This is a genomic window from Paraburkholderia adhaesiva, assembly GCF_021390575.1.
In the GTDB taxonomy this organism is placed as follows: domain Bacteria; phylum Pseudomonadota; class Gammaproteobacteria; order Burkholderiales; family Burkholderiaceae; genus Paraburkholderia; species Paraburkholderia adhaesiva.
In genome coordinates, this window is the sequence record NZ_JAJEJQ010000002.1 from 1,061,706 (window position 1) to 1,079,382 (window position 17,677).

General features: G+C 64.7%; 13 protein-coding genes. 10 read left to right on the forward strand and 3 right to left on the reverse strand.

Annotated features, from left to right (window positions below; genetic code table 11):
• Positions 1–29: 29 nt before the first annotated feature.
• Genes L0U80_RS20385 through L0U80_RS20415 form a run of 7 tightly spaced genes read left to right on the forward strand, consistent with a single transcriptional unit; the run spans position 30 to position 9,449 of the window.
• Entirely contained in the window at positions 30–1,235 is a 1,206-nt protein-coding gene (locus tag L0U80_RS20385; protein ID WP_308444874.1) for a polysaccharide biosynthesis/export family protein, read from the forward strand.
• On the forward strand, positions 1,232–3,499 hold the full coding sequence (locus L0U80_RS20390) for a polysaccharide biosynthesis tyrosine autokinase (protein WP_233869126.1): 2,268 nt from the start codon (positions 1,232–1,234) through the stop codon (positions 3,497–3,499). Before L0U80_RS20385 ends, L0U80_RS20390 begins: the two co-directional genes overlap by 4 nt.
• A 36-nt stretch (positions 3,500–3,535) precedes the next feature.
• The gene (locus L0U80_RS20395; protein ID WP_233869128.1) at positions 3,536–4,555 is read left to right on the forward strand and encodes a hypothetical protein; all 1,020 of its coding nucleotides are present in this window, start codon (positions 3,536–3,538) and stop codon (positions 4,553–4,555) included.
• Between the two features lie 22 nt (positions 4,556–4,577).
• Positions 4,578–5,759 carry a glycosyltransferase family 4 protein gene (locus L0U80_RS20400; RefSeq protein ID WP_233869130.1) on the forward strand — a complete coding sequence of 394 codons (1,182 nt, stop codon included), beginning with the start codon at positions 4,578–4,580 and terminating at the stop codon, positions 5,757–5,759.
• A 51-nt stretch (positions 5,760–5,810) separates the two neighbouring features.
• Positions 5,811–7,127, forward strand: a complete 1,317-nt coding sequence (locus L0U80_RS20405) for a hypothetical protein (RefSeq protein ID WP_233869132.1) — start codon at positions 5,811–5,813, stop codon at positions 7,125–7,127.
• Entirely contained in the window at positions 7,124–8,224 is a 1,101-nt protein-coding gene (locus L0U80_RS20410) for a glycosyltransferase family 4 protein (protein WP_233869136.1), read from the forward strand. The genes L0U80_RS20405 and L0U80_RS20410 overlap by 4 nt, the downstream gene beginning before the upstream one ends.
• A 52-nt stretch (positions 8,225–8,276) precedes the next feature.
• Positions 8,277–9,449, forward strand: coding sequence for a glycosyltransferase (locus L0U80_RS20415; protein WP_233869139.1), 1,173 nt, complete (start codon positions 8,277–8,279; stop codon positions 9,447–9,449).
• A gap of 26 nt (positions 9,450–9,475) precedes the next feature.
• Here the strand turns inward: L0U80_RS20415 and L0U80_RS20420 are convergent, their stop codons facing one another.
• Positions 9,476–9,865 (reverse strand): hypothetical protein, encoded by a 390-nt coding sequence (locus L0U80_RS20420; protein ID WP_233869142.1) that lies wholly within the window; start codon positions 9,863–9,865, stop codon positions 9,476–9,478.
• A gap of 109 nt (positions 9,866–9,974) precedes the next feature.
• Here L0U80_RS20420 and L0U80_RS20425 point away from each other — a divergent pair, with 109 nt between their 5' ends.
• The 3 genes from L0U80_RS20425 to L0U80_RS20435 are packed head-to-tail and all read left to right on the forward strand — an operon-like array spanning position 9,975 to position 15,384.
• Positions 9,975–11,288 carry an oligosaccharide flippase family protein gene (locus tag L0U80_RS20425; protein ID WP_233869144.1) on the forward strand — a complete coding sequence of 438 codons (1,314 nt, stop codon included), beginning with the start codon at positions 9,975–9,977 and terminating at the stop codon, positions 11,286–11,288.
• A complete protein-coding gene (locus L0U80_RS31925) occupies positions 11,285–11,818 on the forward strand; it encodes an acyltransferase (protein ID WP_444544283.1) in 534 nt (177 codons plus the stop codon). The genes L0U80_RS20425 and L0U80_RS31925 overlap by 4 nt, the downstream gene beginning before the upstream one ends.
• A 47-nt stretch (positions 11,819–11,865) precedes the next feature.
• Positions 11,866–15,384, forward strand: coding sequence for an NHL repeat-containing protein (locus L0U80_RS20435; protein ID WP_233869147.1), 3,519 nt, complete (start codon positions 11,866–11,868; stop codon positions 15,382–15,384).
• Here the strand turns inward: L0U80_RS20435 and L0U80_RS20440 are convergent.
• Positions 15,381–16,439, reverse strand: coding sequence for an acyltransferase family protein (locus L0U80_RS20440; RefSeq protein WP_233869150.1), 1,059 nt, complete (start codon positions 16,437–16,439; stop codon positions 15,381–15,383). The two genes, L0U80_RS20435 and L0U80_RS20440, sit on opposite strands and share 4 nt — an antisense overlap.
• A 34-nt stretch (positions 16,440–16,473) precedes the next feature.
• Positions 16,474–17,667 (reverse strand): acyltransferase family protein, encoded by a 1,194-nt coding sequence (locus tag L0U80_RS20445; RefSeq protein ID WP_233869154.1) that lies wholly within the window; start codon positions 17,665–17,667, stop codon positions 16,474–16,476.
• Positions 17,668–17,677 lie beyond the last annotated feature (10 nt).

Here is a 17,677-nt window from a genome sequence, read left to right on the forward strand (position 1 = left end):
CGGGATCTGTTTTACAGGGAAGGTTGCACATGAACATGACCATGTCGTGCGCATTCCGGAAGACCGCCATGGCGCCTGCCGCCCGCGCGCTGCGCTACGCAATGCCGGGCGTGGCTGCTGCAACGCTGCTGGCCGCGTGCTCATCCGTCGCCCCCGGGATGCGCATGGACACGCCGCCCACCTTGCCGACCGGCGAGAGCGCACCCGGCGGCGCGGGTGGCGAGAATGCAGCAGCGCAGGGGCAGCAGGAGATCCCCGTCACCGAGATCACGTTGAAGCTGATCCGCGACCTGAACACGACACCGGGCCCGGACCAGATCTACACCGAACTTCAATCGGGTACAAAACCCGGGCCGTATACGCTCGGGCCCGGCGACGTCGTCGATATCACGGTCTGGGATCATCCGGAGCTGATCCAGTCGCAAGGCCAGGCGAACGCACCGGCCGTGTCACATCCGTCCGATCCCGCGCCGGGCTTCGTCGTCGATCAGGATGGCTATCTGCAGTTTCCGTACATTGGACGCGAGCACGTCGCGGGTCTGACGATCGAGGACGTGCAGCGTATCGTCTACAGGAAGCTCGCCGAGTACTACACCAACCCGCAGGTGACAGTGCGCATCGTTTCGTACCGCGCGAAACAGGTCTTCGTGGACGGCGAAGTGACGACGCCTGGCGCGTTCGCCATCACCGACGTGCCAATGACGCTGTACCAGGCCATCACGCGAGCAGGCGGCTTCACAAAGAACGCGGATCAGAGCCAGGTCGTGCTCGTGCGCGAGGGCAAGTCGTATCGGCTGAACCTGCCCGAAATGCTCGCGCGCGGCGAGAATCCGTCCAGCATCCGCCTGCGTAACGGCGACATGCTCCGCATCGTGGCGCGCGAGGAGCATGGCGTCTACGTGATGGGTGAAGTGTCGAAGCCTGTGACGGCCGTGCCGCTGCGCGACGGCAAGCTGAACCTGAGCGACGCGATTTCGCAGGCAGGCAGCATCAGCCGCGACACGTCCAGCCCGCGGCAACTTTATGTGATCCGGGGCTCGACGACGGCCAAGCCGCAAGTGTTCCATCTCGACGCCGGCTCGCCCGTGTCGATGATTCTCGCCAACCAGTTTCCACTTCAGCCGGAAGATGTCGTGTACGTCGACAGCAACGGGCTCGTGCGTCTCAGTCGCGTGCTGAACCTTCTCCTTCCCGGAATCAACGCGGCCTTGACCGCAGCGGTGTTGTCGAAATGAATTCACCCATTCCCCGACTCGTCCACAATGCATCGGCCGATGCGCTCGGCGTCGATGTCGTGACCGAAATGTCCTCGGATGGCATGCAGACCGAGACGCCGCTCACGGTCTGGCTCTCGCGCATTGCCGACAGCTGGCGCCTGATTCTCGCGATGACGCTGTTCGTCACGCTGCTTGGCGGCTTTTATGCGTTCGTCGCGACGCCCGTGTACGAGGTCGAGTCGATGATCCAGATCCTCGACAACGACATGTCGTCGAAGGACAAGGACTCGTTGGGCCAGCTCGCCGCGATCTTCGACAAGGGTGGCACGGCCGCCGGCGAAATCGAGCTGATCCGCTCCGATCTGGTGGTGGGCCAGGCGGTGCAGCAACTGCATCTCGATGTCGAAGCGACGCCACGCTATTTCCCGCTGATCGGCGCAGCGCTCGCGCGGCGCGTGCCACCGGGGCAGCTCGCACCGCCGCGCTTCGGGCTCGCGCAGTACGCGTGGGGCGGCGAGCAGATTTCGGTCAGCGCGCTTACCTTGCCGGAAAAACTCGCGCACAAAGGCGTATTGCTCATCGCACAGCCGGACGACACGTATAACCTCGTGACGAAAGACGGGCAGCCGATTCTGCTCGGACGCGTCGGCGAACCAGAGACGGCTGCGTTCGGCGACGGCACGGTCTCGATTCAGGTCGATCAGCTTGTTGCACGTCCTGAGACGCAATTCGTGCTGAAGAAGTATTCGATGCTGTACGCGACGGGCGATCTGGAAAGTCATCTGACCGTGGCGGAAAAGGCCCGGCAGTCGGGAATGATCGGCGTGACCTTGCGCGGCGACGATGCCGCTCACACAGCCGAGATTCTCAACACGATCACCGCGCAGTACGTGAAGCAGAATGTGGACAGCAAGTCGAGCGAGGCCGAGCACACGCTGGCCTTTCTCGAACAGCAGTTGCCGCAACTGAGGGCCGAACTCGACAACGCCGAGGAAAAATACAACCGCTTTCGCAACGAGAACGGCTCGGTCGATCTGAACGAGGAGAGCCGTTTGCTCCTCGAACAGGTTGCCGCCGACAAGGCCAAGCTCGTCGACCTCAAACAGCAGCGCGACGAGATGATCCAGCGCTTCACGCCGAAGCATCCTGTCGTGGCCGCGCTCGACGCGCAGATCGGCACGCTGCAGTCCGAGCTTGGCCAGCTCACCGGGCGCGTGGCCAAAATGCCGGACACCGAGCAGAACGCGCTGCGGCTCATGCGCAATGTCCGCGTCGACACGGAGCTTTACACGAACCTGCTCAACAATGCCCAGCAGTTGCGGATCGTGAAGGCGGGGCAGGTCGGGAACGTGCGTGTCGTCGATCATGCCATGGTGCCCGAATATCCGATCCGTCCGAACCGCCCGCTCGTGCTGGGCTTTTCGGCGATCCTCGGCATGCTGCTCGGTATCGGCATCGCGCTGTGCCGCAAGGCGGCATTCGGCGGCGTCGAGCATTCGAAGGAAATCGAATTCGCGCTCGGCGTGCCAGTTTATGCCGTCGTGCCGCGCAGCACCGCGCAATTGCGGCTCTACGAGTCGATGGAGCGCGGCACGCGCGAGCAGCATGTGCTGGCCGCCGTCGCCGCCGACGACGTGGCGATCGAAGGCATCCGCAATCTTCGTACGGCGATGCAGTTCGGCTCGCTAGGCGCGAGCAACAACATCATCGCGATCACAGGGCCGCGCAACAAGATCGGCAAGTCGTTCGTGTCGGTGAACTTCGCGGCCGTGGAAGCGCTTGGCGGCAAACGAGTGGTGCTCGTCGATGGTGACATGCGTCGCGGCGACCTCCACGAATATCTGAACATCCGCCGTCGCCCGGGACTTTCCGATGCGATCGCAGGCGCCAGTCTCGACAGTGTGCTGATCCGCGATGCGCTACCGGGGCTCGACGTGCTGCCGCAAGGCATGGTGCCGCCCAATCCGGCCGAACTTCTGATGAGCGAGCGTTTTCGTTCGCTGCTCGAAGAGCTGTCTTCGCGCTACGACCTTGTGATCGTCGATACGCCGCCGGTCCTCGCGGTGACCGATGCCGTGCTGATTTCACGCCATGCAGGCGCGACGTTGCTCATCGTGCGCTACGGCCACGACGCAATGTCGGGAATCGCCGAGACGGTGCGCCGCTTGCGCCACGGCGGCATTGCGGTGAAGGGCGTCGTGATGACCGACGTGCCGCGCGCGCCGTTCGGTTATAGCTCTAAATTCCCGACTTATTCGTCGGATACGGTGGAGTTGCATTAGTTGCGGATCGGAAACCTTCAGGAGGAAACAGATCGCATGTCCTGCTATCGCATCGTCCAGCCGCAAATCAAGGCGCACGGATGCGGCGTTTCCGATCACTCGGGCGTGCTCGTGCGTTTGCTGAAAGAAAGCGCGAAGCACGCCGAGCGCTACGCCGTGCCGAACCGGCACGCGTGCGACGCGGTGCCAGTCGTTGCCGGCGATGTCTGGATCCTCCAGGTGTCGATCTACGGGTTCAGTGGAAAAGGGGTGCCGCTGTGGTTGCCCACGTTCATCGAGGCGGCGCGCGCACGCGGCGTGCGGGTAATCGCGTGCTTCCATGAGCTATGGGTGCTGGTCGCGCCAGGTCTGTCGACGGCGTACTGGCTCGCGCCGTTGCAGCGGCGTATCTGCGAGCGTCTTGCGTCGCTTGCCGACTACGCGTTTTTTAACTGCGACTGGGCGTATAGCTGGGGCGTCGAGCGGCTAGGCGCGCGGGCGTTCTACGCGCCGACCTTTTCTAACGTGGGCGAACCGCCGATGGTGACGCCGTGGCGCGAACGCGAGAATCTCGCCGTGGTGTTCGGTTCGCCGCTCACGCGCGCACGCGTGTACGCGCAAGCCGTGCCCGCGCTTGCGAAACAACTGGACTGCGCTCGCATCGAGCGGGTGATCGATATCGGATCGCCTGGGCCGTGGATTGATGAGGTGGTCAACGCCTTCAAACCACACGCGTTTGAATCGGCCGGGCCGCTGCCGGCCGAGGACGTTTCGCGTTTATTGATGCGCGCGAAGTGGGGGCTGTTCAACACGCCGTGGGGGCAGGCGTCGAAGTCCGGCGTTTTCGCAGCGTATGCGAGTCACGGCGTCGCGCCGGTGTCGATTTTCGACGATGCGCTCGGCTACCCGGCACCGTCGCAGTATCCGCTGCCGGAGCGCCATTTTATGACGCACGGCGCGTTTGCCGACGCAGACGATTCACTCGATACGCTGTCCTCGGAAATCGGTGCGCGTGTGTACGTCGAGCATGCCCGAAGCCGCCAGCTAGTCGAAAAGATCGTGGAGCTGACATCATGAGCGTCGCCGGGGGGACCAGCCCATGAAACGCGTCGCCGTCTTTCACCCGGGCCTGCAGCATTCGCATCAACTGGCATGGGGACTCTACGAGCGCGACATGCTTGGCGCGTACTGGTCGGGCGTACCGGTACGCGAGCTCGATGGGCAAGCGCCGACGCTCTTGCCCGCACAATGGCGCATGAAGGTGCGCGCGACCGCCATACCGCGCACGCTGCGGCGACATCCGGTGTGGTGGCAGTTGCTGCTGCGTACACGAACGCTGGCGCGCTCCGCCGGCACACGCCACGACTACACGCATCGCGTGTTCCACTGGTTCGACTGGTGGGTCGCACAGCAAGTCCGTACGCTACGCCCTGATGCCGTGGTGGCCTACGAAAACTCCGCGTGGCACACCTTCATCGCTGCGCGCAAGGTGGGGGCCGTCTGCATTCTCGACGCGCCTTCGCTGCATCACGACGACGCGAGACGCCTGATCGATCTGCCGTCGAACGGCTACATCGCGGAGATCAACCGGCGCAAGGACGCAGAAGTACGTCTTGCCGACCTCGTCATCACCTGCTCGGACATGGCACGCGACTCCTATTTGCGCGCGGGTGTGCCCGACGCGAAGGTGCGTTCGGTGATGCTCGGCGCCGAACTGCCCGCAGGCGTCGCGCGCAACGTCGACGAAAAGCGCCCGGTGCGGTTCATCTTCGCGGGCACGCTCTCGTCGCGCAAGTCGATCGATCTGATTCTTGACGCGTTCGAGCGCCTCAACGCAGGGGGCCATTGCGCCGATCTCATGCTCGTCGGCGGTTACGAGGAGGAGAAGTGGCTGACGCGCGCGAAGCAGGTGCCGCACGTGAATTACCTGGGCGGCGTGCCGCAGTCGCAGCTTTACGCGCTTTTTGCTACCGCCGACTGCCTGCTGCTGCCGTCTCGCTTCGACGCGTTCGGCATGGTCGTCGTCGAAGCCATGGCGGCGGGAACGCCGGCCATCGTCTCGACCATGACGGGCGCGCGCGAGGTGATTTCCCGTTTTCCCGAAAGCGGCTGGGTGGTGGAGCCGACCGGCGAGGCGATCTACCGCATGATGCGCGAGAAGGTGAGGGACCGCGCATCGATCCAGGCGGCGTCGGTGCACGCGCTGAGAGCCGCCGATTATTTCACGTGGCGTGCCTACCGCAAGCGCGTCGCCGATCTCATTGCCGATACGCTGGGGTGAGCGATGCGTAGAGCCACTTACAGCCGAGTGAAGCCGATCGCGAAACCTCGAATGCAGGTGCGGTTCGACTTCCTTCTCGTGGTCACGGTGATCCTCATCGCCGTGTTCGAGGGGGCCGTGCGCAAGTGGCTCGCACCGGAGCTGACGACGCCGCTGCTGTTGCTGCGCGACGCGGCAGCGTTCACGCTTGTGCTGCGCGCGGCGTGGGGCCGTGCGTTCCGCGTCATGCCGGGTGTCACGCTGTGTCTGGTCGCGTGGACGTTCTGTGTGACGTGCTGGGGCGTGTTTCAGATCGTCGTGCTGCAAGGCCCGCCTGTGCTGTTCGCGCTCGGATTGCGATTCTGGCTGCTTTACTTCTGGTTCGCGCTGGCGATGGCCTGCTCGCTCTCCACGAAGGAGGTCGTCAGTGTGATGCGGCTCATGATCGTGCTCGGCGTTGCGATGACGCCGCTCGTCGTGCTGCAGCACTTTCTGCCGCCGTCCTCCGTGCTCAACGTGCAGCCCGACACGGACGAGGATCAGATATTCCTCGTCATCGCGAACGTCGTGCGCGTCTCCGGCACCTTCACGTTCACGCTCGGCTTTGCGTGCTTCATTGCGGTCGTGACGCCGATCGCGATCAGCACGACGTGGTCCGGCGTGCGGCTTTATCCGCGCCGGTGGATGGCGCTCGCAGGGTACGTCGCGGTCGCCATTTCGACGCTCGTCAGCGGTTCTCGCGCGTCGATCATGTTCTTCGCCGGGATGCTGGCGCTGCAGACGCTCGCCGGTTTCGGTGCCGCGCGCACGGGCGGTGCGGTGATGCGCTCGGCAGCGAAGGTCATGGTCGGGCTCATCGCCGTCGCGATCACGCTGAACGTGTTCAGCGACGCCGTGCAGGACACGATCCAGCGCTTCGTATCGGCCGGCCAGGGTGAGGACATTGTCGAGCGTATCGAAACCGAGCTTATTGGCGAGCCCGCCGCACGCAAGGATATCGATTTCATCGGCCACGGACTCGGCGCGGGCACGAATGCTGGCTCCGTGCTCCTGACCGGCGAGAACGCGTTCGCGCTGGCCGAATCGGAGCCCGCGCGCGTCATGCTCGAAATGGGCGCGGCCGGATTCGTCTGGCTCGTCATCAAGTGCGTGATGTTCGCGGCGGGGTTGGCGAGGAGCGCCATGATGCTGACGCACACTGGCGAGTCGCTGCCGCTCCTGATGTGGGCCGCCACGGCCTATGGCATGTCGTCGTGGCCGGTGAGCGGACAGGTCAGCGCCAATGCGTTCGGTTTCCTCGCGCTCGGGCTCGCGCTTTGCTCGATCCGCACGCGGCCAGTCGCCGCCGAAATGGGCGAGCGTGTGTGGCCGCTTGGAGCAACGCCATGAGACTCCTGCTGGTTGGGAACTATCCGGCTGACGGCCAGAAGAGCATGCTGGCCTACGCGCAAATGCTGCTGCGCGGGCTGCGCGCGGCAGGCGTGGAGGTCGAACTGACCGCGCCGCGCGCCGTGCTGCTGCCGAGAGGCATCGTGCCGGCTGGATTGGCGAAGTGGATCGCGTATATCGACAAATTCGTCATCTTCCCGATCTATCTCGTGCTCGCGGCGCGGCGATTCGATCGAACGCACATCTGCGATCACTCGAACGGCATGTATCTCTTGTGGCTGCCGCGCACGCGCAGCAGTGTGACGTGTCATGACGTGATCGCGATCCAGGCCGCGCGCGGCCTCGTGACGGGCTGGCATACGGGCTTCACGGGCAAGGTGCTGCAGGCGTTGAATCTGCGCGGCGTCGCGCGTGCGCGCCGGATCGTCTGCGTTTCCGATCTTACGCGCACGCAACTGCTCGATCTGCGGAACGATCTGGCGGCGCGCACGACTGTGATCCGGAATGGACTGCATGGCGACTTCCGAATGGACCACGCGTGGCGCGAGGTGCTTGCCGCGAGCGGGCTCGGTGCGCTCGCGGATGCCCCGTTTTTCCTGCACGTCGGCTCGAATCATCCGCGCAAGAACCGTGTGGCGGTAGCACGGGTATTCGCAGCGCTGCTGCGCGGGATGCGTTTTGCGAACGCGCGGCTCGTCTTCGTCGGCCCGCCGCCCGATGCGCCCACGCGTGAGGTAATCGCGGAAGGCGGTTTCGCATCGCGCGTGCGTACCGTCGAGGACGCGTCCCATGCACTGCTCGTCGCGTTGTATTCGGGGGCGCAGGCGTTGATCTTTCCGTCGCTGAACGAGGGATTTGGCTGGCCCATCGTCGAAGCGCAAGCCTGTGGCTGCCCGGTGTTCGCATCGAATCGGGCGCCGTTTCCCGAGGTCGGCGCAGATGCCGCTGTCTACTTCGATCCTGGCGACTGCGCCGCAGCTGCCGCAGCGATCGAGACAGCCGACTTCGAAGCGATGCGCCGTGCGGGTTTCGGCAACGCCGCGCGTTTCAGCACGGACGAAATGATCCGCAAGCTCATTGCAGTGGTCGGATCATGACTGGCCAACGCCCGACGCCGTTGAGACGGCCTTCGACAGGAACGATCTGCGCATGAAGTTATTGCACGTCCTGCCTTCGACCGATCCCCGCCTCGGCGGCACCGTGGAGGCGGTGCGTCAGACGGGGGCCTGGCTATGTGCGGCCGGTCACGCGGTCGAAGTGCTGTCGCTCGACGACCCGCGCGAGGCCCATGTCGCGGAATTTTCTCTGCGAGTTCACGCGCTCGGGCCGTCGGTGGGCCACTATCGCTATAACGAGCACCTCGTGCCGTGGCTGCACTTGCATGCGCGCGAGTACGACGCCGTGTTCGTGAACGGACTCTGGCAATACCACAGTTTCGGAACCTGGCGAGCGCTGCGCACGCTGCGCGTGCCGTATTTCGTGTTCACGCACGGCATGCTCGATCCGTGGTTCAAGCGCACCTATCCGCTCAAGCATCTGAAGAAATGGTTGTATTGGCCGTGGACCGAATACCGGCTCTTGCGCGACGCCAACGCAGTGCTCTTCACGAGCGAAGAGGAGCGGCGGCTTTCGCACGATTCGTTCTGGCTCTATCGCGCGAACGAGCATGTCGTGACTTGCGGCACTGCGAGTCCGCCAGTGGAAAGCGAGATCTTGCGAAACACCTTTCTCGACGCGTGGCCGCGTCTGCGTGACAAGCACATCATCCTGTTTCTGAGCCGCGTGCATCCAAAGAAAGGGTGCGATTTGCTGATCGAGGCGTTCGCGCGCCGCGCGGCGGAGCACCCGGACTGGCAACTCGTCGTCGCGGGGCCGGAGAGCGACGACCTCGGCGAGCGCCTGCGTGCACGGGCCAGCGAGTTAGGCGTGACGGAGCGTATAACGTGGACCGGCATGCTCGAAGGCAACGAGAAGTGGGCCGCGTTCTATGCGAGCGATGTGTTCGTGCTGCCCTCGCATCAGGAAAACTTCGGCATGGTGATTGCGGAAGCGCTCGCATGCCAGTTGCCGGTGCTCATCACGAACAAGGTCAATATCTGGCGGGAGGTCGAAAGGGGACAGGCGGGTTTCGTCTGCGACGACACGATTGATGGCGTCGAGCGAGGGCTCGATTGGTGGCTAAGCCTGAAGCAAGTCGACCGGCAGCGTATGAAGGCGCGCGCACAAGCGCTCTACGAAGAGCGCTTCACCATCAAGGCAATGGCGCAGGGCCTCATCGATGCGGTCGATCGTTATGCGGTCGAGCGCCTGGCGTGGCATTAGCTTTGCTGCAAGCGCATGCGGCACGTTCACCACGGGTTGCGGTAAGCCGGCCGGCCGCTCGTGGACGACCAGGCGGGTGGCCAGGGGTTGGGCAAGACGTCGTGACGATGAGGCGGCGTCGTGGCGACGATGGGTTTGGTGCGCCGTGTTGTATCACGCGTCGTGTTGTCGTTGTCGTCGTCGGGCGCTGAGGCGCCGACTTCACTCGGCGCGCCGAGCAGCTTTGCTTCGTCGGGCATGGGGTTTTCACGCGGAAGCTGGTAGCCCGGTACTTCCGGCACGCTGGCCGGAGCGGGAGCGGGTGCAGGCACACGAGCGTAGTCGCTGGTGCCGCCCGTGTCGCTACCAGCCGCGAGCGCGTGGCTCTGACACGCCGCGGCGACGAAAAGCAGTGTGAGGGGCCTGATGATCTGCATGAGCGTTGGGTAATGGAGCGAATTACTTCGTTTAACGAAGCATTGAATCGACGATTCGATTATAGGCACAGGTGATCGACTCACCAAACTGAACGAGGAGCATCAGCCGATGAGCCGCACTCGCTACGCGATGTCGGACGCCGCCGCGCAAAAACGTACTGCCGGGGTGTGGGCGTTGCTGCGCGTAAAGCCCAGCCTGTATGTGTTCGTCGCCAGGTTTCTGTCGCGCGAAGCGGTTGTGCAGGGACTCAACTTCGTCGGTGGCATTTGTGTCGTGCGCGCCCTTTCGATGCACGAATACGCGTGGTACACGATCGCCGTGACGATGATGGGCGCTGGCAGCGTGCTCAGCGACATGGGGGTGAGCGCAGCGCTGATGAGCGTGGCGGGCCGTCTGTGGCCCGATCGCGCAAAGATCAACCGCGTGTTTACTGTGGCGTTCGAAGCACGCGCGAAATTTTTCGCCCTGTTCGGCGTGGCGATTTTCATCGCTGGGATATTGCTGCTCGCGCGGGCGCAGGCGTCGTGGCCACTCGCTGTCGCGATCATGCTGCTGGTCGCGGCGGTGTCCTTTTTCCAGTTGAATTTCGATCTCACGGCCGTGCTGCCGAAGCTCGAACAGAATCTCAAGCAGTTGCAGAAAATCACGATCTCGGGTGCGCTGCTGCGCCTCGTGCTGCTTGCCGCGCTCCTCGTGTGGCCGCACGTGCTCACCGCGCTTGCGGCCGCGCTCGTCGCGATCGGGCTGCAAGCGCACGCTATTCGCCGGCGTTACAGCGTGCGGGCACAGGACACCGACTTCGCGCTCGACGAGGCCAAGCAGGAGTTCGCGAAGGTCGCGCGCCGCCAGGCTCCCGCGTCGATCTATTTTTGCATCCAGGGCCAGCTCAATGTGCTGCTGCTCGGCTATTTCGGCAATGCGCCCCAGATTGCGCAACTCGGTGCGCTGGGCCGGATCTCGGTGCTGCTCGTCGTCATGCAGTCGGTGTTTTCGAGCATCGTGATGCCGCGCTTCGCGGTGCTCAAGGATCGACGCGAGATGCTGCGCAGGTATTGCGCCGTCGTGGCGCTATTTGTCAGCCTCGTCGCCATGTTTCTCGGTGTTGCCGCCTTGTTTCCGGGCACTGTGCTCGCGGTCCTCGGCGACAAGTACGCCGGCCTGCACGGCGAGCTGCTGCTGATTCTGAGCTCGGCTGCGCTGTGGGGGATCGAGGCGTTGCTGTTCTCGTTGAACATGTCGCGTGCGTGGATCATGCCGTCGTGGATCCAGGTCGTCATCACGCTCGTGCTGCAGGGCGTGCTGCTGTGCTTCATGCGCGTCGATTCGATCGCAAGCGTCGTGATTTTCTCTTCGATCAGCCCGGTGGTGTCGATCGCCGTCTATGTGGCGGCGGCCTGCGCTAATTTCCGCAAGATGCCATGAAATATTTCATCAGCGAGTTGGTTCTCTATGCCAACAATGTTTTCGCCAACCACGTGCCGTCTCATTTCATGCGGCGTGTCTGGTATCGCCGTGTCATGGGCTTCGATATCGCGTCGTCCTCGGCGATCCTGATGGGCGTGACGTTCGACGCGCGGCACGGATTTTCGATTGGCGAAAACTCCGTCGTCAACGAGGACGCGCGCATGGACACGCGCGGCGGCATCGTGCTCGGGCGCAACGTATCGATCAGCTCGCGCGCGACCATCCTCACCGCCTCACACGATCCCGAAAGCGAGAGCTTCGCGGGCTACGAGCGCGGCGTCGTGATCGGTGACTACGTCTGGATCGGTCTGAACGCGGTCATCATGCCTGGCGTAACGATCGGCGAAGGCGCGGTCGTCGCCACGGGCGCCGTCGTGACAAATCCAGTCGAACCGTATGCGATTGTCGCTGGCGTACCCGCACTGCCGATCGGACGGCGTAGCAACGGACTGAACTACAGCACGCGCTACCAGCGCTTGTTCAAATGAAGCGACGCATGCCAACAGGCCGAAATATGCGGCTGTCACGACATCCTTTGCTGCTCAGCTGTGTGGTGGCCGGTCTCGCACTCGGTGTCGCGTACGCGGCGTGGGTTGCGCGCGATCTATGGGGCTCGACGCGCGCGATCGACGCCGCGTCCGCTGCGAACACGCAGAGCGCCGCGAATGCGGCCCAATCGGGGCATCCGCCGATCCCGATTCATTTCAGACTCGCACAGCCCGGCTATGTGACGCTCGTGATCGAGAAGCCGGACGGCACGCGTGTGCGCAATCTCGTGAGCGAGACGCAGTTTCCGGCGGGCGAAAACACCGCGTGGTGGGACGGCCTCGACGATCTGGGCCGCGATGCCGATGCCGCGATTCACGGCCAGTACGGCATTCCAGGCCGGCTCGTGTCGCCGGGGACGTACCGCGTGCGCGGGCTGGTGCGGCCCGCGTTGAGGGCGCTTTACGAGTTCAGTCCGTACGATCCTGGCCAGCCGCCGTGGAAGACCGCCGATCGTCGCAGCGAATGGCTGGCGAATCACTCGGCGCCTTCGGCCGTGCTGTTCGTGCCGTCCAGCGACGCACCCGTGCGAGCGCATGCGCCGGCTACGACGGCTGGGCAGGTGCTGGTCGGCAGCTATGTCTCAGAGGGCGGCAGCGGGCTGGCGTGGCTCGCGCCCGATGGGCGCAAGCTGTGGGGGCAAATGTGGGTGGGCGGTGTGTGGACCGGCGCGACACAACTGGCGCGAGATACGGGCCCCCAGCGAGCGCCGGACGCTTACGCGTATGCGGCCTCGTCGTGGCGCGGCGATCAACCTGGCGATCACTACAGCGAGCTGCGCCTTAACGCGTTGCTCTCGCCACAGGCGCAGCGCTCGGTGCCGGCCGATGCGCGTCTCGGCACCGGCGACGACGCGCCGGTACTCTCGCCGCCATTGCGCATCGACGAGCCGCCGGGCCTCGCGAAACCGGCAGCCGACGATCCGTATCCGGAGCGACACGCGCTCGTTGCAGGACTCGCTGTGCGCGACTCGCTCGTGGCCGTCGCGCTGCGCAGCGTCAATCAACTCCTGTTCGTGGATGCCGCACGGCATCGCGTGCTGGGTCGCGCGCCGCTCGACGATCCGCGCGGGCTGGCGTTTGACGCACAGGGACATCTACTGGCGCTGTCCGGGCATCAATTGCTGCGACTCGACCTCTCGCGCGACGCAGCGGGGCAGGTTCATATCGCGGGCCGCCAGACCGTAATCGCGGACGGACTCGACGACCCGCAAGCGCTCTGTGTCGACGCGGCTGGCGCAATTTACGTGAGCGACTGGGGCAACAGCCACCAGGTCAAGGTGTTCGCGCCTGATGGACGGCCCGCACGCACGATCGGGAAGAAAGGAGCGCCTGCGCCCGGTGTCTACGATCCAGCGCACATGAATCATCCAGCCGGGATCACGATAGACGGTCAAGGGCGCCTGTGGGTCGCGGAAAACGACAAGACACCCAAACGCGTGAGTGTATGGGACAGCCCGACGGGACGCTTCGTTGACGCGTTCTACGGGCCGCCGCGCTATGGCGGCGGCGGCACGCTCGATCCACGCGACAAGACGCGCTTCTACTATGCCGACGAAGCGGGCGGCACGACGTTCAAGCTCGACTGGAACGCACATACGAGCACGCCGCTTGCGGTCTACTATCGCGCCGATGCCGACGACACCGGTTTTGCCGCCACCGATACGGGTGGCGCGCCAGACTATCCGCTCTACCGCGACAAAGAACGCTATCTTACGAATGCGTTCAGCGCGCAGGTGACGGGGCGCCCGAGCGTCATCCTTTGGCACCTCGGCGCCGACGAAATCGCACGGCCCGTCGCCGCGGCGGGCAGCACGTCCGACGCGACCGGCAAGCTACTGCCGGTTTTCGCCGATCCCGCGATGAAGGCACGCATGCCGCCGGGCAGCGATCCGGCGCATCGCGCGCTGCTGTTCCTGTGGCGCGACGCGAACGGCGATCACCGTGTTCAACCGAACGAGGTCACTTTCTGGCAGCCGCAGGGCGAAGCGCGCGGCAACGCGGCGATGCTCGGCAACGTGACGGTGCTGGACGATCTCTCGTTCGCTTTTGCCTACGCCGGGCAATCGGCGATTGTGGTGCCGGCCACCGGCATCGCGGCGGATGGCGTGCCGGTTTACGACACCGATCACCCACGCACGCTGGCAACCGGCGTGCAGGCACCCGTGAGTACGGGTGGCGGCCAGGTGCTGGTGGGCCGTAATGACTGGACTGTGTTCACGACGCCGCCTGCGCCATTCGCGCCGCAGGGCGTGGCCGGCGTGCAGGGCAGCCATGGCGCGCGCTGGTCGTATCCGAGCCTGTGGCCGGGCCTGCATGCATCGCATGCGGCACCGGTGCCGTCGCGGCCCGGCGAAATGATCGGCACAACGCGCGTGCTGGGTAACCCGATCGATGCACCGCCGCCCTCGGATGTGGGGCAGCTGTGGGCCATCAACGGCAACGAAGGCGACGTCTATCTGTTCACGACGGATGGTCTGTTCGTCGCGACGCTGTTCAAGGACGCGCGCCTCGACACCGCGCCACCACCGCCCGACGCTGCGCACGGACTCGACCTCGGCGCGACGAGCCTCGGCTTCGAGTGCTTCCATCCCACGCTCACACGCGGCCCGGACGGGCACGTCTACATGCAGGCCGGTTCGACGTCGCCGCTCTTGCGCATTACCGGGCTCGAAGACGTGCGACGCCTGCCGGACCAGACCATCACGGTGACCGCTGCGGATCTGGTAGCCGCGCAGCAGCAAAAACGCGCCAACGCCGAGCGCGAAGCAGCCGCGGGAAATGGGGAGCGCGTGCTTACCGTGGCCGTGCACCCGGACGAAACCGCGCAGGACTGGCCGAACGGCTCGACGCAATGGGCGAAGATCGACACGCGCAGTAGCCAGGTGGGCGACTGGGGTCATAAGGATTCCGTAACAAGTGGCGCACTCGCGGTATTCGGCGAGCAGCTCGTGATCACGGTCCGCACCGACAATCCCGATCTTCTCGCCAACAGCGGGGAATCGCTGCAGAACCTCTTCGCGACCGGTGGTGGCATCGACCTGATGCTCGGCGTCGATCCGGGCGCGAGTGCAGGCCGCACAGACGCGGTGCGCGGCGACGAACGGCTGGTGGTCTCGCGCGTGAATGGCGCGACGGTCGCGATGCTCTACCGTCCTGTGGCCACGACGGGGGGGCTTGCGCCGGTGAGCTACAGCTCCCCGCTGCGCACGATTCGTTTCGATCGCGTGGACAACCTCAGCAACCGTGTTGTGCTGGACATCCAGCGCGGCGGCGATGGCACGGTGACTTACAAGGTCGCTGTTCCGTTGAAGCTGCTCGATCTGAACGTCTCGCCAGGTACGACGATCGCCGGGGATATCGGCGTGCTTCGGGGCAATGGCTTCGAGACGCTGCAACGCGTGTACTGGTCGAACAAGGCGGGCGGACTGGTCAGCGATCTGCCGGGCGAAGCCGAGTTGACGCCGAATCTGTGGGGGCGCTTCCGGTTTGTCTCGGCGTATGACTAGTGTCCCGGCGATTCCGCGGCAATCTCGTAGCCCGGTGCCGTTGCGCGCTTCGCGCGGCGCAGCGCCACGAAGTGCTCGCGCACGTGGCCGCACGGGCGATCGACGCACAGCGTCAACCCGAAAGCGGTCGCATACGCGAGCAAGATGAGGGGCGCGGTAACCAGCGCGCGGGTGGCGTACGGCAGGCCTGCAATCTGCGAAACGTAATGGGATATGAACAGCAGCGGCAGCCAGTGGACCAGATAGAGCGAATAGGAAGCGTCGGAGAGCAGCCGGTCGAACGTATTGCTGCGCAAGCTCAGTGAGCCGATTGCGAAGGGCAGCGCGATAGCCGCGAGCGCGATGTTGAATGGAGGATTCCAGGCCAGATAAGCGGCGCTGCGATGCGCGCCGCCGAACAGCACGGGCCGCAGCGCAGGCGCGGCCGCAAACACGCCAATCACGGCGAGCGTCAGCGCGGCTGAACCGAGCGCCATGCTGCGGGAGGGCCGCAGCACCGGATAGCGTGCAGCGAGCATCCCGGCGACAAACCACGGCAGATACGAGGTAAACGCGCGGTCGTAGAACAACGCGAACGACACTGCGCTCACGACTGCGCATGCGAAGAGGGCCACGCGCGGCCTGTGTTGCATCAGCAGGATGATGAGCGGCGCGACGACATAGAACTCCATCTCGATGTCGAGCGACCACGCGGGCACCAGCGGGGCACCGCCAGCCGTGTTGTAGCCGAAGATCAGGAAACTCGCGACGAGCGCCCGCACGTCCAGCGGCGTGACGGGCACACGCGGCGACATGAAACGCGGGAGAACGTCCACGATGGCCAGGGCGAGCAGACTGCACAGCAGAAACACGGGTGCGAGCCGCCAGGCGCGCGAGACGACGAACGTGACGTAGGGATCGCGCGTGGCCGCGTATTTATGCTGCCACATCACGTGGACCCAGTACCCGCTCAGCGCGAAAAACAGATAGACGGGCGCGTGGCCGATCCCGAAGCTCGTGTAATGGAACACGACGACAACGGACGCGAGCAGGAATCGGAATGCGCCTGGCGCCATGCTGCTCTCCTGGTCGTTTGAACCCGCTTGTGGTTCAGGTCTTCGGCGCGGGTGCGCCGGCCGGTTCGACGCTCCGTTGCCGTTGCACTTGTGCGCGCAGGTGTGCATCGAGCCAATGACGCACGCGCGCCGTGTGCCGCTCGGTTAGCAACGAGGCCGCAAAACAGTACGCGTAGACGAGGGCGACAGCCACACCGAAGCAAACCAGGCCGCGCGCGTCGGGCGGCTGCGAAAAACGCAGGCCGAAAGTCTGGCATGCGAATGCGCAAAGCAACAGCAACGCGGGAAAGTGGAACAGGTAAGTCGAATACGAAAAATCGGCGAGGCGCCTATGCATCGCGGCGAGCGGCAGTGCATGCGAGAGACGGCTCGCACTCGCCAGTGCAACCATATACGCAATGCCGAGCACGAAGTCTCGCGTGAACGAGCCAGCGAGGCTCGCGTCGATTGCAGCGATGCCATGGGTGAGGCGCGACGCAAGAAGCGCCGCCGCGAATAGCGCGCCGCCGAACGCGGGAGCGGGGCGCCACACCGTCGAGTAGACCCAGCGATGGGCGATGATGCCTAGCATCCAGACGAAACCCCAGAGCGTGAGCGCCAGCGGCAGCGCAACGACGAGCGCCAGCGCGGCGACGACCCAGCCAACGCGCCAGGCGCGTTCGCTCGTGAGCGCAGCGATCGCCAGCGCGAAAAGGCAGTAGTACCACCACTCGTATGAGAGCGACCAGAGCGGGCCATTGCTGCCGAGCGTCGGTGTTAGCACGCCTTGCAGCATGAAGAGATTGCCGAAGAACGCAGTGACGTTCATACCGGTGACGAACGGCGTCGCGATCGATGCAATCGCGGGCGTGGGCAGTGTCGTGTAGATGCGGGTCGCGTCGAACCAGTGCAGACCCGTGAAATCGAGGACGATTCCGATCACGAGCGCAGGAACGAGCGTTGTGTAAATACGGCTCGTACGCGCGCATGCATACGCGCGTAGATCCGGGCCGCGCATCAGCCAGCGATCGAGCGTGACGCCGCCCACCAGAAAACCGCTGATCACGAAGAAGATCACGACGGCCTCATGGCCGAGGCCCGTGACGAGGTAAAAGGCGCGATCGGCGCTGCTGTGCTGCGCGAGCGCGCCGAAGTCGGCGAGCACGAGCGCACGCGCGTGATTGATCACGACGAGAAACGCAGCGACCCAGCGCGACAGATCGAGAAACGTCGAAACGCCTGCTTTCATCGTTTCGCCT

What these genes read in the sequence shown, in the direction of transcription:
- L0U80_RS20410 (WP_233869136.1), top strand. Translation starts at nt 7,124, where the DNA reads ATGAGACTCCTGCTGGTTGGGAACTATCCGGCTGACGGCCAGAAGAGC.
- L0U80_RS20445 (WP_233869154.1), bottom strand. Translation starts at nt 17,667, where the DNA reads ATGAAAGCAGGCGTTTCGACGTTTCTCGATCTGTCGCGCTGGGTCGCT.
- L0U80_RS20405 (WP_233869132.1), top strand. Translation starts at nt 5,811, where the DNA reads ATGCAGGTGCGGTTCGACTTCCTTCTCGTGGTCACGGTGATCCTCATC.
- L0U80_RS20395 (WP_233869128.1), top strand. Translation starts at nt 3,536, where the DNA reads ATGTCCTGCTATCGCATCGTCCAGCCGCAAATCAAGGCGCACGGATGC.
- L0U80_RS31925 (WP_444544283.1), top strand. Translation starts at nt 11,285, where the DNA reads ATGAAATATTTCATCAGCGAGTTGGTTCTCTATGCCAACAATGTTTTC.
- L0U80_RS20415 (WP_233869139.1), top strand. Translation starts at nt 8,277, where the DNA reads ATGAAGTTATTGCACGTCCTGCCTTCGACCGATCCCCGCCTCGGCGGC.
- L0U80_RS20440 (WP_233869150.1), bottom strand. Translation starts at nt 16,439, where the DNA reads ATGGCGCCAGGCGCATTCCGATTCCTGCTCGCGTCCGTTGTCGTCGTG.
- L0U80_RS20385 (WP_308444874.1), top strand. Translation starts at nt 30, where the DNA reads ATGAACATGACCATGTCGTGCGCATTCCGGAAGACCGCCATGGCGCCT.
- L0U80_RS20425 (WP_233869144.1), top strand. Translation starts at nt 9,975, where the DNA reads ATGAGCCGCACTCGCTACGCGATGTCGGACGCCGCCGCGCAAAAACGT.
- L0U80_RS20400 (WP_233869130.1), top strand. Translation starts at nt 4,578, where the DNA reads ATGAAACGCGTCGCCGTCTTTCACCCGGGCCTGCAGCATTCGCATCAA.
- L0U80_RS20390 (WP_233869126.1), top strand. Translation starts at nt 1,232, where the DNA reads ATGAATTCACCCATTCCCCGACTCGTCCACAATGCATCGGCCGATGCG.
- L0U80_RS20420 (WP_233869142.1), bottom strand. Translation starts at nt 9,865, where the DNA reads ATGCAGATCATCAGGCCCCTCACACTGCTTTTCGTCGCCGCGGCGTGT.